Genomic DNA, 20886 nt, shown 5'->3' with positions numbered 1-20886 from the left:
ATCGCCAGATCCCTGCTCGAGGCCGGCGGGTTCAGACCCCAACTACACCCTCGATTGTGAAGAGCCACCAAAGCAGCGACTCGAACTTCATCATTCTTCTCGGTCCTTTTAAGAATCCAGATATTGCCTCTGAAGAAAACCGCGGCAACCACTGCCTCCAGAGCAAGAATTCGGAGAGCAGCCCAAGTCCCGTTCGAGACGCTTGAAGCATCGGACGCTTGGTGCGCTGGTGGCTGGTTCAATCCCTGCCAGCGGCGCACGCTGGGATGGCAGTTCAGTACCCCGGGCGGCGCAGTGTAGGAATGACAGCCAGGCCACCCGAGCTTCGATCCAGATCATCCAGGCACTGGGTGCCCTGCCAGCTCGGATATGCCAGATGGTCGGTAAGAACGGTCAGACGGTCATTCGTGGCGACCGAGAGGAATTTGTGAGCGAGAATATTGCCTTCGGACGCTACAGCATTTCAAGTGGCCGACGGTTGCTTGGCCTGGGAAATGCCGCGTCGAGTGTCGCAAGGTGAGCGTCAGAAAGAACGATATCGGCGGCCTCACGGTTTTCCCGCACATGTGCGACTGAACTCGCCTTGGGAATAGCGACGAGGCCATCGCGCCGCAATGTCCACGAAAGTGCGACCTGCACGGGGGTTGCACCAACCTCGGCTGCAATTGTTTCGAGACCGGGGTGCGTGGAAAGTCGTCCCTGCTCGACCGGGCTATACGCCATGACCGGTACTTTATGCTCGGTGAGCCACGGCAGAAGGTCCAATTCCGGGCCCCGACGGACCAGATTGTATAGAATCTGGTCGGTTACGCAGCCAACACCGCCGGCAGCGACAAGCTCGTCCATATCATCGGTATCGAAATTGCTGACACCCCAGTGCCGAATCTTTCCTGCCGATTTGAGCTCCTCCAAAGCCTCCACTGTTTCAGTGAGCGGCACCGATCCCCGCCAGTGGAGGAGGTAGAGGTCGATCCGATCGGTGCCGAGGCGCTTCAGGCTCGCCTCGCACGCACCGGGAAGGCGGGAGCGCGATGCGTTCTGCGGATATGCCTTGCTGACCAGGAACAACTGGTCGCGAACGCTACCCAGCGCCTCGCATATCAGCGATTCCGACGCACCATCGCCATACATTTCCGCGGTATCGATGAGTGTCATGCCCAGTTCGACGCCGGCGCGTAGCGCGGCGATCTCATCGGATCGGCGCTCGGCACGTTCGCCCATCTTCCAGGTGCCTTGACCCATTGAAGCAACCACGTCCCCGCCTGGCAGTGTCACGTGCTTCATGTGCTTTTCTCCTATGAGATGAATTCGACTGTGCGAGAGGTGGGTAGCCACATGACCATCAGCTGACAATCATAGCGCAGCCGGCCATCGACCGAGCGAACTGGGTTAGTCGATGACCGCTGCATTTGCAGCGGTGATGATGCGCAGGTTGTGGGGGAGGGCGCCGTCCGCAGCTGGGGTGGTCATGGTGAGGATAACGGTGTCTCGCTGAGGGTTGTTCACGAATTTCGTGCTGAAGTATCCCTGCCAGCTGTAGGCGCCTGGCCCACCGAGATAGTGGAGGGATCCAACAGGAGCGTTGACACCCTCTTGGATGTCGAGCATGTATCCCCACTTGTTCTGTGTCAGCTGCCAGTTCGTGAGGTCACCGATCTGGTTGCTGGTCATGAGCTCCACGGACGCGCGGCTGAGGATGCGGGTTCCGTCCAATTCGCCCTTGTTGAGCAGCATCTGCGCGAAGCGGAAGTAGTCGGCTGTGGTGCCGTGCAGCCCGGCTGCACCGCTGAAGTAGGTGTGATGCGGGCTGTGGGCGCCCTCGGGGCCCAGCGATACCGGCCCGACTGGCACGTTATGGGGCTATTCGCACTTGGCCGTGGTGCCTTGGCTGGTCAAGCGGTGTTGCCGCGCCCGGTGGGCGCTGCGGAGCAGGATACGGGTTTGGTAGTGATCACTGTTGCGGTAGCCGCGCCCGGTCCGCTTGATGTGCTTGATGGCAGTGTTCGCGGCCTCGGTGCGCGCGTTCGTGACGCCAGTGGCGATGGTCACCTGCGATGGCAGGCCACCAGGCGGTGATGGTCGCGGCGAACCGGTCGGTCTCGTCGGTGGCGGCGATCGCCACCCAGGCGTCGAAGCGGGCCTTCGCGGCACGGGCGGCCTCGATGGTGGGGCAGGCCAGGATCAGGCGGAGGGCTTCCTTGACGCCCCAGGCGGCGCCCAGTTCACCGGTCGGGTCATCGGCGGCGAGCACGACTTCGAGTCGGTCACGACCACGCGCCGACAAGGTGTTGTAGCCGCGTAGCAGCAGCATCCGGTGTGCCCAGGCCGGGTCGACCTTCCGGCCCCTGCGTTGGTGCACCTCGTGGGCGAGGCGTTGCCGGACACGGGTCAGGCAGAGGTTGCCGAGTTGGACCAGGTGGAACGGGTCGACCGCGATCTTCGCGTTCGGGAGGCAGCCGACGATCGCCTTGCGGAACGCTGCCGAGGGGTCGATCGCCACCACACTGATCCGGTCCCGCCACGCCTGGCTACGACCTGACAGCCAGACCTCGACCGCTGTGCTGTCGCGGCCGTCGACGATGCCGAGGACCTGCCCGCTGCGGCTGTTCACGATCGTGGTCATCCACGGCTCGACCCGCGTCCAGCCGCCGGTGTCGACATTCCGGTACCAGCGCACTCTTCGGTAGCGGTGCTCATCGACCCGAGCTGGGTGACATGCAGCGCGTCGATGTCGGGCAGCGTGTCGATCGCCATGTTCACGGTCTTCTGGGCAGTCCACCAGGCGACCCCGAAGCTGGCGGCCACAGCGGCGACGGGCCGGCCGTGATCGATCACGGCCTCCAACAGGCCCCGCCGTAGCCGACTCGTGCACCGAGCCCGCACCGGCAACTCTGCTGTGGCTTGGGTGAACGTCCGCCGCGAGCACGCCTCTTCCGCACACACCAGCCGCGGCTTCACGACGATGAGCTCGATGCCGCCACCGTGCGGGATGTCCTTCACGCGTTGCCGACACCAGGCATGGACCCGGGCCGACACCACCCCGCAGTCAGGGCAGCCATCGGCAACCATGTCGGCCTGCACGATCACGCGTCGACCGCCCGAGGGCAAGTCAACCGCGTCGATCACGTGGTAGTCGGGCAGGTTGAAGATCACGCTCGCAGCGTCACGCAGCAAGCACGTAGGCTCGGTCACAGCTCGTGGTCCTTGTCCGGGAGGATGCTTCGCAACACCCATCCCAGCGCAAGGCCACGAGCCCTTGCATCAACGACCCACCACGCTCAACTACGAGTAGCCCGTTATGGGTGTGAGCCTCGTCTCGGCCCGGCCAGTACACCTCCGCCAGGCGGCTCCGCTGGTGATCGGGGATGAAGAACCAAGTCTCGTCCATGCTCAGGGGGGTCAGAATGTGCTCGCGCTGGAAACTGTCGAAGTCCTGCCCCGAGATGACCTCGACCAGTCGGCACAGCGTGTCGACGCTGCTGTTCGAGTAGTCGAACATGGTTCCGGGGTCAGCGATGAGCGGCATCGTGGCCAAGCAGGCAATGTTTTCGGCGAGCGTCATGTTGGGGGCGTTCATATCGTCACGTACCCCGGCTTTCGCATACAGGTACGGAACGACCTGGTAGGCGGGAAGCGGGTAGGCATCGGCCCACCAAGTGTTTGTCATGCCGGCTGTCATACTCAGCAGATCGTGGGCGGTGATCTCTCGGGTGGCGGGACGCAGCGCATGAGTGCCATCGGGGTGGCACACCGCCACCTGGGGGTTGGCGAACTCCGGCAGGTAGTTCGAAATGGGGTCAGCGAGGCTCAACCGACCCTGTTCCCAAAGCTGCAGCACGCAAACCGCGGTCAGCACCTTCGACATCGACGCAAGACGGAAGATCGCATCCGTCTTCATCGCCTGGTGTTCGTCCGCCTTGCCGAACGCCTTGAAGTAACACGGCTTTCCGTGCCGAGCTATCAGCACGACGATTCCCTGGTAGGCGTTGGACGCAATCTGCTCCTCCACCAGCCGGTCGACAACCTCCAGTTGATCGGGGGAGACGCCCACCGATCGCGGATCGACGACCTCGGGGATATTTGACATGGCGACTTCGTTCGTGTGGCGAATTGTTCCTTGCAGTCAAGTGCCCCACTGGCGCTGGGTCAATAGTTGGCGGTGCTCCATCGGTTGTCGTGAGACACATGCGCGCCTTCATCAAGCGCACCGGCGCCCTGAGGGTGGGCTCTCACAGAAGCGGAATATGTGGCTTTGTCGCCCGTCGGGGCGGGAACTCCCGCGAATCGGACAGTCCGAGTCGAGGGCACGCTCACTGACCGCCCATCGGCACTCGGGCGTCCAGCCATCTGTGTCGTGCGAGACTCGTGGCCGTGTTCATCGGCAGCGGGACGCTCGTTAACGTCGTCACGGTTCTCCTCGGCGGAGCACTCGGGCTGCTGGTGGGTGATCGGCTCCCGGAGCGCACCCGCTCGACCATCACGGACGTGCTCGGCCTGTTCACCATCGTCATTGGCGCGCTGTCGCTGGCTCCGCTGAGCAAGACCTCCTACACCTCGCTCGCACCCTTCGGCGCCGCCTCGATCATCGTCCTGCTCGGGCTGCTGTTCGGCGCAATCCTCGGGTCGGCCCTGCACCTCGAGAGCCGCATCGACGCCCTCGGCGTCTGGGCCAAGCGCACGTTCGGACGGGGTGGGGAGCACCGCTTCGCCGAGGGCTTCGTCACGGCAACGTTGCTGTTCTGCGTGGGACCGTTGAGCATCCTCGGATCCTTCTCGGACGGACTGGGCCTGGGCGCCCAACAGCTCTACGTCAAGGCCGTCCTGGACGGTTTCGCGGCGATGGCCTTCGCGTCCGCGTTCGGTGCCGGGGTGCTGCTGTCGGCAGCGTCGGTGTTCGTCTACCAGGGATTGTTGACGCTCGCGGGTTTCGCGCTCGGGCCCGTACTCCCCAACGGCGCGGTCGACACGATCTCCGTCGCAGGCGGCATCATCCTGATGGGCCTGGGCATCCGGCTGATGGGCCTCAAGGAAGTCCGGGTCGCCGACCTGCTGCCGGCGCTGGTGCTTGCACCGCTGTTCCTGTGGGTCGCGCAGACCGTCGCCCGCTGACCCCTCCGACTGGGTGGACTTCCTGCCGACTACGGCAGTTGCGCCACCCAGTGCGCGTTGTCAGCGATTCTCTGGGCGGTTGCCATGATTGCGGGAGGCGAACCACGCCAGCACGCCGGCCACCGCCAGCAGGGGGATGCCATAGGTCCACACACCGCGCTCGACCTGCGTCACCAGCAGCAGGCAGGACAGCAGCCCACCGATCGGCAGCACGGAGGGCACGCGGAAGTGTTCGTGGGCGACATGGTCGCGGCGCAGCGCGAGAACCGCCAGGTTCACGGCGAAGAAGACCACCAGGAGCAGCAGCACCATGGTGCTGGCCAGCACCTCGATCGTCCCCGTGAGCGCAAGCAGCAGCGACAACGTGGTGGTCACGACGATGGCCACCCACGGGGTCCGTCGGGTGGGCAGCAGACGCGTCAGGACCCCGGGCAGCAGCCCGTCGCGGGCCATGCCGTAGGCCAGCCGGGACGACATGATGCCGGTCAGCAGCGCACCATTCGCGACCGCGACCAGGGCGATCGCGCTGAACAACACGGACGGGACGACGTGCGCGGCCTCGACGATGCGCAGCAGGGGAGCGCTGGAGCCTGAGAGCACGTCGGTCGGGATCGCGACGGACGCGACGACGCCGATCAGGGCGTAGACGACGCCCGCCACCAGCAACGCTCCGAACAGGGCGCGCGGGTAGGACCGGCTTGGGTCCTTGGTCTCCTCGGCGAGGTTCACGCTCGTCTCGAAGCCCACATAGGAGTAGAAAGCCAGGACCGTTCCGGCGAGCACCGCGGACAGCGGCCCGTGTTCGGACGTCCCCAGCTGGGTGAGGCGGGAGAAGTCGACCTGCGCGCCGCCCCGTGCGATCACCAGGAAGCCCAGGACGATGACCAGCACCAGCCCGCCAACTTCGATCAGCGTCGCGATGCGGTTCACGCCCATCGATTCACCGATACCGCGCGCATTCAGCGCGGCCAGCAGAGCAAGGAAGACCAGCACCACGCCAGCGGTCGGCAAGGTCACGAAGGACGACAGGTAGTCACCGGCGAAGCCAAGCGACAGAGCGCCGACCGACACGATCCCGGACGCGAGCATGCAGAATCCCACCAGGAAGCCGATGAAGGGTCCGAAGGCCTTGGTGGCGTAGTGGGCGGAACCCCCGGCCAGCGGATACTTGGTCGCGAGCTCGGCATAGGAGCCGGCCGTCAACAGCGCCAGCAACAGGGCGACCACGAGCGGCACCCACACCGCCCCACCAACGATTCCGGCAACGTGTCCGGCCAGGACGTAGACGCCAGCCCCGAGCACGTCACCGAGGATGAAGAAGAACAGTGCATTGGTCGTCACCGACCGCTTCAGCGTGGGTGCTGCGTCCTGCTGGGTCACGGGCATCTCCTGGGGTCAGGGAGTGCTGACCACACGATCAGCTCCGAGTGACCCTATGAGCCGGGACCATCGCGCCCCATCCCCGCAGGGGTGGGAAGCGTTGTCAGGCCCGTCGTGCGGAGGATCAGCCCTCGGAGACGATCCGAGCTGCCTCGGCCGCCAACTGCGCCGCGTCACCCTGACCGGTGAGGAAGGGCAGCCCCATCTTCGACAGCGTGTTGACCATCGGCGGGCCGGCGTGGGCGGCCATCACGGCCTCGACCTTGTTGTCCCGCAGGAAGGTGACGATTCGGGCGTGGTGCGCGCCCTCGCCCGGGTGGTTGTGGTGCCCATGCTCGGAAGCGGCGTGCTCGTGGCCGTGGGCATGCCCATGGTCCCCGTGCAGGACGTCCCACTGCGTTTCGACGACCTCCTGGCCGGTGACCACACCGTCCTCGACGTCCAGCAGGGCAACCCGCGGTGCTCGTCCCAGGCCCACGAGGTCGGTGGATTCGGCAGCAACGGCGGCGGCAAGTCTCATGGCTCGAACCTATCCCTGGCCCAGCAGCTCCAGGACGGCGGCCTCCAGTCCCTTCTGGCGCGCCGCGGCGGTGCGATACTTCTTGGTCGCCGCGTCGCCGATCGTCCGTCCGTTCTCGTAGGCGTCGATGACGCGTGGGTCGATGTAGCTGTTGCGGGCCACCGTCGGGGTGTTGCCCAGGTAGGCCGCGACCTCGCGCGTCGCCTGACGAATGGCCCGGGCCCGGGAGGCCTGGCTGGCGCCCGGCTCGTCGGTGGACGCCAGCACCTCGGCGGCGATCACCGTGGCATGCCAGGTGCGGAAGTCCTTCGCGGTCACGGTGCCGCCGAACAACCCCGAGAGGTAGGTGTTCACGTCCGCGGACGACAGGGGAGTCCAGCCCGACGGCCCCTTCCAGGCCAACAATCGCGCGGAGTCGTCCGTGCGTCGTCGCATCACCTCCAGCGCTGCGAGCGCCTGCGGGTCGTCCACCTCGATCGAGTGGCTGACGCCGGACTTGCCCACGAAGGCGAACACCAGCGAGTCCTGGCGACGACGGACGTGCTGGCGTTCCAGCGTGGTCAATCCGAAGGAGCCGTGCGCATCGGTGTAGGCGTCGTTGCCGATCCGGAAGTAGCCGACGTCGAGGAGCCGGACGGCAGTGGCGGCGGCGCGTTCCAGCGGCATCGCGGACAGATCGAGGTCGGTGCTGACCTGTCGGCGCGCGGACGGGAGCATGGTGGCCGCCTCGGCGACCCTTGTGAACTTCGACTGGTCGCGACGGGCCCGCCACTGGGGGTGGTAGAGGTACTGCCGCCGGCCGGCATCGTCGGTGCCGACCGCCTGCAGGTGGCCGTTGGCGAAGGGGCAGATCCACACGTCCGTCCAGGCTGGCGGGATCACCAACGCCTTCACGCGCTCCAGTTCGTCCGGCGACAACGCCGCACCGTCGGCGTCGTGGTAGCTGAAGCCCTTGCCACGCCGCAGTCGGGAGTGGCCGGGCATCCGGGGGTTGGTGCGTCGCAGCCGTGGCATGGCATGACCGTAGTGCCTCACGACTACGGTGGGAACAGTCGAAGGGGAGCAATGATCGAGGACGAGGCACAGGGCTGGGCGAACACGATCCTCCAGGGTCTGGGGACGCGGTTCCCGTGGGTGTCGTCGCACATGTCCGGCGGCCCGGACGACTGCGACGTCACCCCTTGGACCCTGCACCCCGCCTTCCACGGCTGCCTCGACTGGCACTCCTCGGTGCACATGCAGTGGTCCGCGGTGACCCTGCTCACCACCGCCCCGGACGCGATCGAGCCGAGCACCCGGGATGATCTGGTGCGCGTCCTCGATGAACGCCTCACGCGCGAGAACTGCCGGGTCGAGGCCGACTACCTGCGCGCGCACCCGGGCTTCGAGCGTCCCTACGGCTGGGGCTGGGCCTGCCTGCTCACCGCCGCAGCCACGGAGTCGGCGCATCCCCGCGCCGCAGCCTGGTCGGAGACATCGGCCCAAGTCAGTGACGTGGTCTTCGACATGCTGCCCACTTGGATGCCCCGCCTCACCCGTCCGGTGCGAAATGGCCAGCACGACAACACCGCCTTCGGCATCGCGCTCTGCCTGGACGCTGCCCGGAGTCTTGAACGCGACGACGTCGCCCGCGCCATCGAGACGCACGCCCGCCGCTGGTACCAGGCCGACATCGACTACCCGTCGCGGTACGAGCCGGGCGGAAACGACTTCTGCTCACCGGCACTGGCCGAGGCGTGTTTGATGCAGCGCGTTCTTCCGACCGATGAGTTCACGAGCTGGCTGACCAGCTTCCTGCCCGGCCTCGCTGGGGGATCGGACGAGCTACTGGCGGTCCCCGAGGTGTTGGACGCCACCGACGGGAAACTCGTCCACCTCTACGGTCTGGCCCTGCACCGCGCCGCCGTGTTGCGCCAGCTGGCCCCGGCACTGGACAACGACAGGGCAGCCCGCGCACTGGCCAGCGCCGACCAGCAACAGGTCTGGGCCAGCGAACAGATCAGCCACGGAGACTTCATGAGCACCCACTGGCTGGTCAGCTTCGCGCTGCAGGCTGAGCTTGCACGCCGCCCGCTCGTGTAGCTTTCGGACCATGAGCGACAGCACCGCCTTGACCACCGCCCTCGCCGGACCCCTGACCCCGGCCCGCCGCCGCGAGGAGGTGCTGACCCTCACCACCGTGTTGCCGATGTCGCAGCAGCAGGTGTGGACCGCGCTCACCGACCCCAACGCCCTGGCGAAGTGGTCGCCGATCATCCCCGACCGTCCGCTGGTCGCCGAGGGCACCGCCACCAGCCTCGAGCACCCCGCCGCCCCGCCAGTGGACGCAACGGTTGTCGAGGCTCGCGAGCCCTGGTACCTGGAGCACCACTGGGGCGGCGACGTCGTGGGCTGGCAGCTGGCCCCCTCCGGCGAGGGGACGCAGGTCAACCTGGTGCACCAACTCGCCCGTCCCGAGTCGGCGATCGACACCGCCGCCGGATGGCACGTCTGCCTCACCGTCCTCGCGTTGCAGGCCGCGGGGGAGCAGGTCGAGCGCTGCGTCGGCGACGACTCCCTCGACCTCGACTGGGACGCGCTGCGGGCCCGCTACGCGCAGGTCATTCCGGACCCAGCGATCAAGGACGACCAGGCCTGAACTACTGGAGCCCGGAGATCGCGAGCATCAGACCGCGATGCACCTCTTCGAGCGGACGCTCGGGCATGAAGGCACGCCGGTCCAAGGTGGCGACCACCAGGGCGCCGATCACCGACATCGCCACATTGGGCAGGTGCTCGGGCAGGATCGCCGGGGTCAACCCACGGCTCCTGCGGTCTTCGGCCAGCTCCGAAATAATCTCCACCAGCGGCTGGACGATCTGTTCCCTGGTCCGGGGCAGGCTGCTCGCCCACGGACGGTTGGTGCGGAACAACTCGGTCATCACGATCTGCGCCGGAGCGGGCTGCTCGTCCGCGGTACAGAGAATCCGCCACATCGCGTCGGTCAACGCCACCCAACCTCGCTGGCCCTCCCGCGCGGCGTACAGGTCGGCCCGGATGGCGGCGGCCGAGCTCTCCACCAGCTTCTCGAAGAGGTCAGCCTTGTTCTTGTAGTTGTAGAAGATCGTCCCCTTGCTGACGCCAGCAGCCTCGGCGATCTCGTCCATCGACGTCCCCGCGAAGCCCTGCTCGGCGAACAGATCGCTGGCGGCGGCCATGATGCGGCGCCGGGTCTCCACCTTGCGCGCGCTGCGTCCGTCGATGCGTCCGGTCGAGGTGCGCGGCGCATCATCCTGGGCGGTCGGGTTCACGATCGACTTCTCCCGTCGATGGGCACGAACTGTTGACGGAACCCTAGCGTCGAGCCCCGCGCTCCGAAGCCTGTCCAGCGCCCGAGAGAGCACCAGTCCGCCTTGCGCGCTGCCCCTAGCCTGTAACCAAACCCGAACGATCGGAGCACCGTGTCCATCGACAAGGCCGCCTTCCTGGCGTCCGCCAGCCCCGCCACCCTGGCCGTCCATGCCGGGCAGGAGGTGCCGGACCCGACCACGAAGTCCCGCGCGGTGCCGATCTACCAGACCGCCGCATTCACCTTCGACGACACCGAGCACGCCGCCGCGCTCTTCTCGCTCGCCCAGCCGGGCAACATCTACGGGCGCATCATGAACCCCACCACCACGGTCTTCGAGGACCGTGTCAACGCGCTCGAGGGTGGCGTCGGTGCCCTGGCCACCGCATCGGGTGCCGCTGCCATCACCTACGCGGTGCTGAACCTGGTCAACGCCGGCGACAACATCGTCGCCATGTCCACCCTCTACGGCGGCACCTTCGCCCTGTTCGCGCACACCCTGCCCCAGTTCGGCATCGAGGCGCGCTTCGTCGACCCGGCCCACCCGGAGCAGATCGCCGAGGTGGCTGACGACAAGACCCGTTTGGTCTTTGGTGAATCGATGGGCAACCCCTCGCTGCAGGTCGTCGACCTGGACGCGTGGAGCGAGGCGGCGCACGCGATCGGCGTGCCCCTGATCATCGACAACACGGTTCCGACGCCCTACCTGTGCCGCCCCTTCGAGCACGGCGCGGACGTCGTCGTCCACTCCGCCACCAAGTACCTCGGCGGGCACGGGACGGCCATCGGCGGCGTGATCGTCGACTCCGGAAAGTTCGACTGGACCGCGAACGCCGATCGCTTCCCGAGCATCACCAGCCCCGACCACGCCTACCACGAGGTCGTCTGGACCGAGGCCGCCGGACCGGCCGCCTACATCATCCGCGCCCGCACCGTGCTGCTGCGCAACACCGGCGCCACCTTGGCTCCGCTGCACTCCTGGCTCTTCTGCCAGGGCATGGAGACCCTGCACCTGCGGATGGAGCGCCACAGCGCCAACGCGCTGGCCGTCGCGCGCTTCCTCGCCGACCACCCGCAGGTCGCCTGGGTCAACTACCCGGGTCTGGACGACTCCCCGCACAAGGCCACCGCCGACAAGGTGATGACCGGCAAGGGCTACGGCGGCATCGTCTCCTTCGGGCTCACGGCCGGACGCGAGGCGGGGGCGAGGTTCGTCGACTCGCTGCAGCTGTTCAGCCACCTCGCCAACATCGGCGACGCGAAGTCGCTGGTGATCCACAACGCCACCACCACGCACTCCCAGCTCACGCCCGACGAGCTGGAGGCAGCTGGCGTCCCCGCCGAGATGGTCCGGCTCGCGGTCGGCATCGAGGACGTCGACGACATCCTCGCCGACCTCACCCAGGCCCTGGACGGGTTGGCCGAGTGACCGCTGCGGACACGCACGAACTCGGCGAGGTGGAAACCCAGACCGTCCAGCTGTTCGACGCCCAGCACCCCCTCGTGCTGGCCAGCGGCGACGAGCTGGGCGAGGTGGTCGTCGCCTACGAGACCTACGGGAGGCTGAATGAGGGCGGGGACAACGGCATCTACATCTGCCACGCCCTCACCGGCGATGCCCACGCTGCCGGCTGGCACCCCGGTGACAAGCACCCCGGCTGGTGGGACACCATCATCGGGCCGGGCAAGCCGATCGACACCGACAAGTGGTTCGTCGTCTGCTCCAACCTGTTGGGCGGCTGCCAGGGGACGACCGGACCCTCATCCACCAACCCCGCCACGGGGCAGCCATGGGGGCTCGACTTCCCGCTGCTCGCGATCGGCGACTTCGTCGAGGTGCACCGGGCGCTGGGCGCCCATCTGGGCGTGAACCGCTGGCACGCGGTGGTCGGTGGGTCAATGGGGGGCATGCAGGCGCTCGAATGGTCGCTGCGCCACCCAGACGAGCTGTGCAATGCGGTCGTCATTGCCTCGTCCAGCCGCCTCACCGCGCAGAACATCGCCTTCTCGGCCGTTGCACGCCAGGCGATCATGCGCGACGAGCACTTCGACGGTGGCCAGTTCGCCACCCGTGGCCACAACCCGGACGTCGGGTTGTCGATCGCCCGGATGATGGCGCACATCACCTACACCTCCCAGGAGGGCTTCGACGAGAAGTTCGGGCGCCGCGCCCAGATCGAGGGCGCCGAGCACGGCTTCGGCGTCGACTTCGCCGTCGAGAGCTACCTCGACCACCAGGGCGAGGCATTCCTGTCGCGGTTCGACGCGCTGAGCTACCTGTACCTGACCCGCGTCATGGACTACTTCGACCCCTTCGCCGACCCGCACGCGCTGGACGTCGTCGCCGCCCACCCCGTCAACTATCTGGTGGTCAGCTTCGACTCCGACTGGCGCTTCTCCACCGAGCACTCCCGGCGCATCGTCCGCGAACTCGAACATGGCGGCCTGCCGGTCACCTTCCGCGACATCCGCTCCCCGTGGGGCCACGACTCCTTCCTGCTCGACGTGCCCGTCTATCACGACACCGTCCGCGCCTTCCTCGAATGCGAGTCGGCCACCCACCCCCACGCCCACTCCGGCTGGAGGGCCCGATGAGCACGCACTGGGGGTTGCGCCCCGACCTCGAAATCGTCGCCAACCTCGTCCCCACCGGCTCCCGGGTGCTGGACCTGGGCTGTGGCGACGGAACCCTGCTGGACGCGTTGATGCGCACCCGCGACTGCCGGGGGACCGGCGTCGAGCGCGACCCCGATCTGGTGCTCGGCGCCATCGGTCGCGGCGTCCCGCTGGTGGAACTGGATCTCGACACCCAGCTGGACGAGTTCGCCGACGCCTCCTATGACGTCGTCGTCCTCAGCCGGACGTTGCAGACCGTCCGGCAGCCGCAGCACCTGCTGGCCGAGATGGCCCGGATCGCGCCGCGGCTGATCGTCTCGATGCCGAACTTCGGGCTGTGGCGGCACCGGCTGCGGCTGCTCAGTGGTCACATGCCCCGCTCCCGCGACCTGCCGTTCACCTGGTACGACACGCCCAACCTGCACCACGCGACGCTGGTCGACCTCGAGGACTTCTTCGCGCAGGAGGGCTTCATGGTCCAGCAGAAGATCGCGCTCGACGAGCACGGACGGCGCTCCCGGGCGGGCTCGTATGCGTCCAACCTGCTGGCCGGGGCGGGGCTCTACGTCCTGACCCGCTGACCCCTTCCCCGAGCCTGGACAGCCTCGGGGACCCGTGGAACTGGGCGGGCAGCCGTCGACAGGCTTCGGGGACCCTGGTGGGAATTGGTGGCTGGGCTAATGGGTGTCAGCTGACCTTGGCCAGGGCAGCCAGGATCCGTTCCATCGAGCTGCCCAGACCGTGCTGCTCGGCCAAGCGTGCACAGGCGTCGACGTCGACCCGATCGCTGCCCACGCGCAGGTCCAGCCCGCCAACGGGCAGGTCCCGGACGACTGCCACGACCTCCCGGGCGGGGCCCAGGTAGTCGATCGCGGCACCGAGCTTGCTGGCCAGCCCCGGCGACATGCCCGAGTCCGGATCACCGGCCGCGGCCAGCATGCCCTCGAGGTCCCCAAAGCGGGCGACCAACTGCGCCGCGGACTTGTCGCCGATGCCCTTCACACCCGGCAGCCCGTCGGAGGGGTCGCCGCGGAGCACTGCGAAGTCGACGTACTGCGCGGCATGCACCCCGTACTTGGAGAAGACCCACTCGTCGTCCACCAGGTCGTGCTTCGCGACGCCCTTGCCGATGTAGATGACGCGCGTGTTCCCGTCAGCGAGCTGGAAGAGGTCCCGGTCACCAGTCACCGCCAGCGCCGGCACCTGCGACTGGCTTGCGAGGGATCCGATCACGTCGTCCGCCTCGTAGCCGTCCACACCAACGATGGGAATGCCCACCGCCGTCAGCACCTCACGGATGATCAGCACCTGCGGCGCCAGCCCCTCGGGGGACTCCTCGGCCAGTCCACCGGTCGCGGCCAGCGCACCGGCGCCCACGACTCCCAGCTGCGCGGCCTGATCGTCACCGGCACCACCATCGGCGACGCGGTGGGTCTTGTAGGTGGGCACCAGCTCCACCCGCCAGGCCGGACGCCAGTCGTTGTCCCAGGCGCAGGCCAACTGATTGGGCTGGTACTGCTCGACCAGACGGGCGATCGAGTCCAGCAAGCCACGCACCGCATTCACCGGACGTCCGTCCGGCGAGGTCATCGACGAGGGCAAACCGTAGAAAGAACGGAAATACATGGATGCTGTGTCAAGAATCATGAGCTGATCGCCATTCACCCGCAAATAGTGTCACGATTGGCGTCATGGAAGGCACAGATCACCAGATTCTCGCGCTGCTCGCGCTGGACGGACGGATGTCCTACACAGACATCGGACGCGAGACGGGTCTGTCCACCTCGGCAGCCCAGCAGCGCGTGCGACGCCTCGAGCAGCGGGGGATCATCGCCGGTTACCAGGCCGTGATCGACCCCAATGCGCTTGGCCGCACGCTGACCGCCTTCATCCAGCTCCGCCCGCTCGACCCAGCCGCCGACGAGGCCGTCCCCGAGCACATCGACGCGATGCCCGAGATCGTCTCCTGCTACTCGGTGGCCGGCGATGCCTCCTATCTGGTCAAGGTGCACGTCTCCGACACCCGCGAGCTCGACATGCTGCTCACCCGCATCCGCAACCACGCCAATGTCGTGACGGTGACCCAGGTCGTGCTCACCACGCACTTCCAGAACCGGCCGACCCTGCCGACCGAGTGAACCGCTTGTCGTCCAGCGGCACCCTGCGCGCGCTGGGTGCGCTCGCGTCCGGGGCACTGCTGGGAGCCTCCTTCCAACCCATCGGCTGGTGGCCATTGGCGCCGCTCGCGATCGCCGCGCTCACCTGGCTCCTGAGGGGACGCAGCCCCGGCCAGGGCTTCGGTCTGGGCTGGATCTTCGGCCTCGGCCTCGGCTGGGTCGCCATCTCCTGGGTGGACGTGCTGGGTGCCTGGATCGCCGTCATCCTCGTCGCCTTCATGGCGCTGTGGCAGGGGATGTTCGGCTGGGGTGCCGCGCTGTTGACCCGTCCCGAACGCTCACCGTGGTGGCTGCTGCTGGTGCCCGGGCTCTGGTCGCTCGCGGAGTACGGCGCCTCCCGTGTTCCCTTCGGTGGTTTCGGCTGGCTGCGGCTGGCCTACCCGATGGTCGAATCGCCACTCGCCGGATCCCTGCCCTGGATCGGAGTCGGCGGGCTGTCGTTCCTGGTCGCCCTGATCGGCGTCGCGATCGGTGCGCTACTGCCGTCCCCTTCGCGTCCCGCGCGTCCACAGCTCCCCGCCGTGTTACTGGCCACATCCGCGGTGGTGGGCATCGTCGCGGCGACCATCGCCCGTCCGGTCGAGCTGCCCAGCACGGGCGAGAGCGTGGACGTCGGCATGGTGCAGGGCGATGTCACCGGCACCGCGGGTTCGGAGGCGATGGGCTATGCCCGCTCGGTCACCGACAACCACGTCAGCGAGACCGTCGAGCTGATGGCCCGGGCGCGTGCCGGCCTGGACCCGATGCCCGATTTCGTCCTGTGGCCGGAGAACTCCACCGACATCGACCCCACCCACGATGCCCAGACGGCGAACCTGATCATGCAGGCCAGCCGCACCACCGGCCTGCCGATCTTCGTCGGCGCCGTCATGCGCGGCCCCGGGGAGGGGGAGCGGCAGACCTCCGGTCTGTGGTGGGGCACCGACGGACGCATCAGCGCCCGTTACGACAAGCGCAACCTGGTGCCCTTCGGCGAGTGGGTCCCGCTGCGCGACCAGTTGTTGCCGGTACTGCCGATCCTGGAACAGGTCGGGGCGCAGTCGGTGCCCGGCACCCGCCCCGGCGTCATCGACGCCACCCTGGGCGACGGACGCACCATCCGCCTCGGCGACATCATCTGCTTCGAACTCGCCTGGGACCGCACGGTCCGGGAGGCGATGACGGATGCCCAACTGGTCGTCGTGCAGTCGAACAACGCCACCTACACCGGCACCGGCCAGCCCTGGCAACAATTCGCGATCACCCGCGCCCGGGCGATCGAGTCTGGACGCGAGATCGTGGTCTCGACCACCTCCTCGCTGTCCGGTCTGGTGCACGCGGACGGTTCGGTCACCGGACGAACGGACGAGGCGACCTCGGCCGCACAGACCTTCAGGGTCCCGTTGCGGACGGGTGCCACCCCCGGCCCACGGGTGGGTCCGTGGGTCGAGGGAGCGGCCGCCCTGGTGTCCGGGGTGGGCGTGCTGGTCGCTCTGGTGCTGGGACGCATCCGCCGCCACGCCAGGGATCCGCGGGAGCCATTGCCGGGGTCGTCGGCTGAGGGCTGTGATGTGTGAATCCGGTGCAGGCACCCACTTGCAAACACCAACGAACGTGCACCGGGGACGTCCGGACGACGACCCCGGCAACTGGTCCCGTCGCGAACTGGGCCTACTTTCTCTCGTAGCTGCGCGCTGGTTTGCCCAGTCCGGGCGCCCATGAGTCCGGAGTGGGTGGCGAAACTGCTGTAGTCGGCAGAAAGTCCACCCAGTCCGCGGGAGAGGGTTACGGGAACCAGGACCCATCTTGGTGCCCGGGTAGAATTGATCGCATGCCGACCAGCGCTGCTCGTCCCGTCACCCGCCGCAACCAGTGGGCCCTGCCTGTGCTCGCGGGCATGTTCGTGGGCGTTCCCATCATCGAGGTGCTGCTGCTGATCAAGGTGGGGCATGCGATCGGCGCCTTCCCGACGCTGCTGATTCTGGTGGCCGAGGCCATCATCGGCGCGTGGCTGATGCGCAAGGAGGGCTCGAGGGCCTGGCAGGCACTGCGCGACTCGCTGACCACCGGGCGGATGCCCGCCCGGGAACTCACCGATGCCGCCCTGGTGCTGGTGGGTGGCTTGTTGCTGATGCTGCCCGGCTTCTTCACCGACGTCATCGGCTTCGTGTTCCTGCTGCCGTTCACCCGTCCGCTCGCGCGCTCGATCATTGGCTTCTTCGCCGCCAAGCAGGTGCAGAAGGCCGGTGTGAACATCGACCTGGCGCGCGCCCGCACCCGCCCGGACATGACGGTACCGACCGACATCGTCGAGACCGAGACGAGCGAGCACCGCAACCCCGAGGCAGGTTCTGCGCAGCAGATCGCCCGGGGGTAGGGCGCGGCTGGCCGGAAGGACCCCTCGACAGGCCCGCGAGCGTTCTCGGGTTCAAGCTCGGGGTACATGAAACGGCCCGCCAGAGATGGCGGGCCGTTTGCTCTGCCCAGGTGCCGGGGCGACTCAGTTGCTGCCGCGGAGCAGTTCGAGGCGCTCCTCGAAGAGTTCCTCGAGCTCGTCCAGCGAGCGGCGTTCGCGGAGCATGTCCCAGTGGGTGCGGACGGGCTTGACGTACTTCTCCTCCGGCTTGGTGCCGTCGGTGCGTCGTCCAACACGTCCACAGCGTGGGCACTCCCACTCAGCGGGGAGCTCGGCCTCCTCCGCGAAGACCATGTCGAAATGGTGTCCGGCATCACAGTCGAAGCCGATGTTCTGACGGGCGGCGAACTCGATGCCTTCCTCGTCCTCGAAGCTCTTGGCGCCGAGGCCCATGCCTCGCAGTGCGCGGTCTGCCATCGTTCCTCCTGCTGCGTGTGGTCGTCGGGTTCGGCGGGGTTCACGTGGTTCAACGAGCTGGTCAGTTGGTTTGTTCCCCACCATGCCACAGGCCACGCTCCAGCAGGACCCCTTTGAGAACATCGATCGCATCGGTGACCAGCCCATCCACGCCGAGGTCGATCAGCTGGTGCATCTGCTCACTGTCATTGATCGTCCAGACATGGACGACCTTCCCGCGCCGGTGCGCCGAGTCCAGCAGCCAGGGGGTCAGCAACCGCACCCGACGACCTCCGACGACGTGGTCCACTGGCATCTGGAAGGCGACACCGGGTGACGCGAGCAGACGGGGGAGCATCGGGACCAAGCCGGTCCAGGCGATCCCGCGCGGCCCGACGGATGTCGGCACCTGGCCCCCGCTCAAGCGCCGGAAGCGCTCGAGGCTGCTCGGGGTGAAGGAACCGACGCACACCCGGTCGTGCGCGCGGTGCGCGTCGATGGCGGCCACCAGCGGCTCGATCGCTCCGGGGGCCTTGATGTCGATGTTGATCCGCTGCTCCGGGAAGTGCTCGAACACCTCGTCCAGTGTGGGCACCTGGTCGATGCCAGCGATCCTGGCCTCCCGGACGCCCGCCAGCGGGAGCTCCCGAATCGCCCCCGTGGCGTCGGTCACCCGGTCCAGAACGTCATCGTGGAAGGCGACCAGATGGCCGTCGGCGGTCGCGTGCACGTCTGTCTCCAGGTAGCGGTAGCCCAGGGACACCGCATTGGCGAAGGCGTGCAGGGTGTTCTCGCGGCCAAGGTTGCCGCCCAGCAGGGAGCCGCCACGGTGGGCAAGTGGAATGAAGGGCTGGTCGAAGTAGGGGAAGTCACGGGCGATCACGACGCCAGCGTAGGACGCCAACCGAATCCTGGCGCCGATGAGTCAGTCCAGACCCGGCAGGGTCTTCAGCCAGTTCTCCACCACGTCCGGCAGCCAGGTCGGCACGCCCGCGTACCAGGCGGCCAGGTACCAGGTGATGAGGATGCAGATGATGGTCGCAACGGTGAAGATGCGCTTGTTGCGGGGGGACATGGCCTTGAAACGCTCGAACCAGCGGCCGAAGACGCTGAGCAGCCGATGCGCCCACTCGAACTCCGAGGCCCACACCGCAAGCCCCATCAGGAACAGCGGGATGCCGCCCGGGCCGGGCAGCCAGCCCGTCAGCGCGGCGGCGACCATCAGCACGAGGCCGACGACGCCCACCACGATCCGATACCAGAACAGGGCGACGGAATTGGCTCGGATCCTGGCGCGCCAGGCCCACCGGTCGCCATCGCCCGCACTACGCAGCACGTGGCCCGGTTCCCGCTCGTCGTCCAGCAGTTCGGCCATGGGACCAAGGATGACAGAACACCGGAATGATCAGCAGTTCAGGCGCACGCGGCCCTCACGCCGTGCAGGAGCTGGACGCGATGAGAGCGTCGCATCCCCAAGGGAGCAGAATGGAGCGGGTGACCACGATCTTGTCCATCCAGTCCCACGTCGCCTACGGCCATGCCGGCAACTCCGCGGCCGTCTTCCCGCTGCAGCGGATGGGCGTGGAGACCTGGCCCGTGCTCACAGTCAATTTCTCCAACCACACCGGCTACGGCTCCTGGCGTGGTCCGCTGATCGAGGCACGGGACGTTCGTGACGTCGTCCACGGGATCGACGAGCGGGGCCAGCTCAGCCAGGTGGACGCGCTGCTGTCGGGTTACCAGGGTGGTGAGGAGATCGGCGCCGTCGTTCTCGAGGCCGCCGCGCTGGTCAAGCAACGCAACCCGCGGGCCCTCTACTGCTGCGACCCGGTGATGGGCGACGTCGGCCGTGGCTTCTACTGCCGTCCCGGGATTCCGGAGTTCATGCGCGACCGGGTCGTGCCGGCCGCCGACGTGATGACCCCCAACCTGTTCGAGCTGGAGTTCCTCACGGGACGGACGATCAACGGAGTCACTGCGGCTGTCGAGGCCGCGCAGGAACTGCGTAGCCGCGGTCCGCGGACGGTGCTGGTGACCTCTGTCACCGACGCCGGCCAGAACACGGACGTGATGCGGATGGTGGCCGTGGGTGAGCAGGGCGCCTGGCAGGTCGAGACGCCGCTGATCGAGCAGGCCTTCACCGGCTCCGGTGATGTCACCACGGCGACCTTCCTGGCCCACCTTCTGACCACTGGCTCCGTCCCGGACGCGTTGTCAGCAACCGGTTCGATCGTCTACTCCCTACTGCGGGCCACGCACGAGCTGGGACGCTCCGAGCTGGCCCTGGTCGCGGCACAGGACAGCTTCGTGAACCCGCCGCACCGCTTCCAGGCATCCCGACTGGCCTGAGGCTGTCATGGCTGAGGACGAGCGTTGGCCAGGGCACGCGGTGCTCCAGGTGCCGGTGCGTCCGCTGGACGAGCATGTTCGCGCGGGGTACCTGCGCCACGACCCCTCCTTGCTGGGGCGCGGACCAGACTTCGTCCACGCCCATGTCACGGTCCTGGGGCCCTTCGACGAGGTTCCGGATCTCGCGTCGGTCGCGAACCTCGCCGCCAGCTGTGCCCCTTTCGAGGCGCGCTGCGAACAGGTCGAGCTCTTCGAGAACGGGACGATCCACACCCCGGCATGGCCCCGCGCCCGGTTCGAGGCGCTGACGAGAGCAGCCCAGCGCACCTTCCCCGAAGTGGTGCCCTACCGCGGCCAGTTCGGCGTCTCACCGCACGTGACGCTGGAGGCGCTGGCACCCGGGGTCGACGTCGCGTCCGTCGCCGAGGGGCTGGGGGACGTGCTCCCTGCCAGTTACCGCGTCGCACAGCTCGACCTGGTCTGGTACGAGCAGGGCAACACCCACCTGGTGGCGCGCTTCCCCTTCGGTTGCTGAACACCCTCACCGCCAACCCGAAACGACCGAACGGCGCACCCCCATTCGGGGATGCGCCGTTCGATGCGGTGTGCACCGGAC

25 protein-coding genes are annotated in these 20886 nt (G+C 67.6%); 11 read left to right on the top strand and 14 right to left on the bottom strand.

Annotated elements, in window-relative coordinates; all coding sequences use genetic code 11:
• Nucleotides 1-453: 453 nt before the first annotated feature.
• The 6 genes from ABD089_RS12135 to ABD089_RS12120 all read right to left on the bottom strand — a co-directional run bounded on the left by ABD089_RS12135 (nucleotide 454) and on the right by ABD089_RS12120 (nucleotide 4087).
• Nucleotides 454-1284, bottom strand: coding sequence for an aldo/keto reductase (locus ABD089_RS12135; RefSeq protein WP_343886690.1), 831 nt, complete (start codon nucleotides 1282-1284; stop codon nucleotides 454-456).
• Nucleotides 1285-1389: 105 nt separating this feature from the next.
• Complete coding sequence (locus ABD089_RS12130) at nucleotides 1390-1851, bottom strand: serine hydrolase (RefSeq protein ID WP_343886689.1); 462 nt, start codon at nucleotides 1849-1851, stop codon at nucleotides 1390-1392.
• Between the two features lie 9 nt (nucleotides 1852-1860).
• Nucleotides 1861-1995, bottom strand: coding sequence for a hypothetical protein (locus tag ABD089_RS13875; protein WP_425560039.1), 135 nt, complete (start codon nucleotides 1993-1995; stop codon nucleotides 1861-1863).
• On the bottom strand, nucleotides 1952-2623 hold the full coding sequence (locus ABD089_RS13870) for a transposase (protein ID WP_425560038.1): 672 nt from the start codon (nucleotides 2621-2623) through the stop codon (nucleotides 1952-1954). Before ABD089_RS13870 ends, ABD089_RS13875 begins: the two co-directional genes overlap by 44 nt.
• On the bottom strand, nucleotides 2620-3153 hold the full coding sequence (locus tag ABD089_RS13865; RefSeq protein ID WP_425560037.1) for a transposase family protein: 534 nt from the start codon (nucleotides 3151-3153) through the stop codon (nucleotides 2620-2622). Before ABD089_RS13865 ends, ABD089_RS13870 begins: the two co-directional genes overlap by 4 nt.
• Nucleotides 3154-3163: 10 nt before the next feature.
• Nucleotides 3164-4087, bottom strand: coding sequence for a serine hydrolase domain-containing protein (locus tag ABD089_RS12120; protein ID WP_343886688.1), 924 nt, complete (start codon nucleotides 4085-4087; stop codon nucleotides 3164-3166).
• Nucleotides 4088-4371: 284 nt separating this feature from the next.
• Between ABD089_RS12120 and ABD089_RS12115 the strand changes: the two genes are divergently transcribed.
• Nucleotides 4372-5109: a DUF554 domain-containing protein gene (locus ABD089_RS12115; protein ID WP_343886687.1), complete on the top strand. Its 738-nt coding sequence runs from the start codon at nucleotides 4372-4374 to the stop codon at nucleotides 5107-5109.
• A 60-nt stretch (nucleotides 5110-5169) separates the two neighbouring features.
• On the opposite strand, the gene ABD089_RS12110 is transcribed toward ABD089_RS12115, so the two are convergent.
• The 3 genes from ABD089_RS12110 to ABD089_RS12100 form a co-directional block, all read right to left on the bottom strand.
• Nucleotides 5170-6489 carry an APC family permease gene (locus tag ABD089_RS12110; protein WP_343886686.1) on the bottom strand — a complete coding sequence of 440 codons (1320 nt, stop codon included), beginning with the start codon at nucleotides 6487-6489 and terminating at the stop codon, nucleotides 5170-5172.
• Between the two features lie 124 nt (nucleotides 6490-6613).
• Complete coding sequence (locus ABD089_RS12105; protein ID WP_343886685.1) at nucleotides 6614-7009, bottom strand: NifB/NifX family molybdenum-iron cluster-binding protein; 396 nt, start codon at nucleotides 7007-7009, stop codon at nucleotides 6614-6616.
• Nucleotides 7010-7018: 9 nt separating this feature from the next.
• Nucleotides 7019-8023 carry a DNA topoisomerase IB gene (locus tag ABD089_RS12100; RefSeq protein WP_343886684.1) on the bottom strand — a complete coding sequence of 335 codons (1005 nt, stop codon included), beginning with the start codon at nucleotides 8021-8023 and terminating at the stop codon, nucleotides 7019-7021.
• 51 nt (nucleotides 8024-8074) lie between these two features.
• Between ABD089_RS12100 and ABD089_RS12095 the strand changes: the two genes are divergently transcribed.
• Together ABD089_RS12095 and ABD089_RS12090 are read left to right on the top strand one after the other, a co-directional pair.
• Nucleotides 8075-9091 (top strand): DUF2891 family protein, encoded by a 1017-nt coding sequence (locus ABD089_RS12095; protein WP_343886683.1) that lies wholly within the window; start codon nucleotides 8075-8077, stop codon nucleotides 9089-9091.
• Between the two features lie 10 nt (nucleotides 9092-9101).
• Entirely contained in the window at nucleotides 9102-9647 is a 546-nt protein-coding gene (locus ABD089_RS12090; RefSeq protein WP_343886682.1) for an SRPBCC domain-containing protein, read from the top strand.
• Between the two features lies 1 nt (nucleotide 9648).
• Here the strand turns inward: ABD089_RS12090 and ABD089_RS12085 are convergent, their stop codons facing one another.
• Nucleotides 9649-10299: a TetR/AcrR family transcriptional regulator gene (locus ABD089_RS12085; RefSeq protein WP_343886681.1), complete on the bottom strand. Its 651-nt coding sequence runs from the start codon at nucleotides 10297-10299 to the stop codon at nucleotides 9649-9651.
• A gap of 150 nt (nucleotides 10300-10449) precedes the next feature.
• On the opposite strand from ABD089_RS12085, the gene ABD089_RS12080 reads away from it, so the two are divergent.
• From ABD089_RS12080 to metW, 3 genes are read left to right on the top strand one after another with little or no spacing between them, the layout of a single operon-like run.
• A complete protein-coding gene (locus tag ABD089_RS12080) occupies nucleotides 10450-11766 on the top strand; it encodes an O-acetylhomoserine aminocarboxypropyltransferase/cysteine synthase family protein (RefSeq protein WP_343886680.1) in 1317 nt (438 codons plus the stop codon).
• Nucleotides 11763-12932: a homoserine O-acetyltransferase MetX gene (gene metX / locus ABD089_RS12075; protein ID WP_386769064.1), complete on the top strand. Its 1170-nt coding sequence runs from the start codon at nucleotides 11763-11765 to the stop codon at nucleotides 12930-12932. Before ABD089_RS12080 ends, metX begins: the two co-directional genes overlap by 4 nt.
• A complete protein-coding gene (gene metW / locus ABD089_RS12070) occupies nucleotides 12929-13534 on the top strand; it encodes a methionine biosynthesis protein MetW (RefSeq protein WP_343886679.1) in 606 nt (201 codons plus the stop codon). The genes metX and metW overlap by 4 nt, the downstream gene beginning before the upstream one ends.
• A gap of 106 nt (nucleotides 13535-13640) precedes the next feature.
• Here the strand turns inward: metW and ABD089_RS12065 are convergent, their stop codons facing one another.
• Nucleotides 13641-14600, bottom strand: coding sequence for a 5'-3' exonuclease (locus tag ABD089_RS12065; RefSeq protein WP_343886678.1), 960 nt, complete (start codon nucleotides 14598-14600; stop codon nucleotides 13641-13643).
• A gap of 44 nt (nucleotides 14601-14644) precedes the next feature.
• Here ABD089_RS12065 and ABD089_RS12060 point away from each other — a divergent pair, with 44 nt between their 5' ends.
• The 3 genes from ABD089_RS12060 (at nucleotide 14645) to ABD089_RS12050 (ending at nucleotide 17486) form a co-directional block, all read left to right on the top strand.
• Nucleotides 14645-15091, top strand: coding sequence for an Lrp/AsnC family transcriptional regulator (locus tag ABD089_RS12060; protein ID WP_343886677.1), 447 nt, complete (start codon nucleotides 14645-14647; stop codon nucleotides 15089-15091).
• Nucleotides 15088-16686 (top strand): apolipoprotein N-acyltransferase, encoded by a 1599-nt coding sequence (gene lnt / locus ABD089_RS12055; protein WP_343886676.1) that lies wholly within the window; start codon nucleotides 15088-15090, stop codon nucleotides 16684-16686. Before ABD089_RS12060 ends, lnt begins: the two co-directional genes overlap by 4 nt.
• A gap of 254 nt (nucleotides 16687-16940) precedes the next feature.
• Nucleotides 16941-17486: an FxsA family protein gene (locus tag ABD089_RS12050; protein ID WP_343886675.1), complete on the top strand. Its 546-nt coding sequence runs from the start codon at nucleotides 16941-16943 to the stop codon at nucleotides 17484-17486.
• Nucleotides 17487-17609: 123 nt separating this feature from the next.
• Here ABD089_RS12050 and ABD089_RS12045 read toward each other — a convergent pair whose 3' ends face one another.
• The 3 genes from ABD089_RS12045 to ABD089_RS12035 form a co-directional block, all read right to left on the bottom strand.
• Nucleotides 17610-17942 carry an RNA polymerase-binding protein RbpA gene (locus ABD089_RS12045; RefSeq protein WP_343886674.1) on the bottom strand — a complete coding sequence of 111 codons (333 nt, stop codon included), beginning with the start codon at nucleotides 17940-17942 and terminating at the stop codon, nucleotides 17610-17612.
• A 61-nt stretch (nucleotides 17943-18003) separates the two neighbouring features.
• Nucleotides 18004-18804, bottom strand: coding sequence for a glycerophosphodiester phosphodiesterase family protein (locus ABD089_RS12040; RefSeq protein ID WP_343886672.1), 801 nt, complete (start codon nucleotides 18802-18804; stop codon nucleotides 18004-18006).
• 42 nt (nucleotides 18805-18846) lie between these two features.
• The gene (locus tag ABD089_RS12035) at nucleotides 18847-19296 is read right to left on the bottom strand and encodes a PGPGW domain-containing protein (RefSeq protein WP_343886671.1); all 450 of its coding nucleotides are present in this window, start codon (nucleotides 19294-19296) and stop codon (nucleotides 18847-18849) included.
• A gap of 119 nt (nucleotides 19297-19415) precedes the next feature.
• Between ABD089_RS12035 and pdxY the strand changes: the two genes are divergently transcribed.
• Complete coding sequence (pdxY, locus tag ABD089_RS12030) at nucleotides 19416-20270, top strand: pyridoxal kinase PdxY (RefSeq protein WP_343886669.1); 855 nt, start codon at nucleotides 19416-19418, stop codon at nucleotides 20268-20270.
• 7 nt (nucleotides 20271-20277) lie between these two features.
• Nucleotides 20278-20805 carry a 2'-5' RNA ligase family protein gene (locus tag ABD089_RS12025; RefSeq protein WP_343886668.1) on the top strand — a complete coding sequence of 176 codons (528 nt, stop codon included), beginning with the start codon at nucleotides 20278-20280 and terminating at the stop codon, nucleotides 20803-20805.
• Nucleotides 20806-20886: the final 81 nt, after the last annotated feature.

Source organism: Luteococcus sanguinis, from assembly GCF_039527675.1.
Taxonomy (GTDB): Bacteria; Actinomycetota; Actinomycetes; order Propionibacteriales; family Propionibacteriaceae; genus Luteococcus; species Luteococcus sanguinis.
This window is presented reverse-complemented; position numbering and strand designations above follow the sequence as displayed.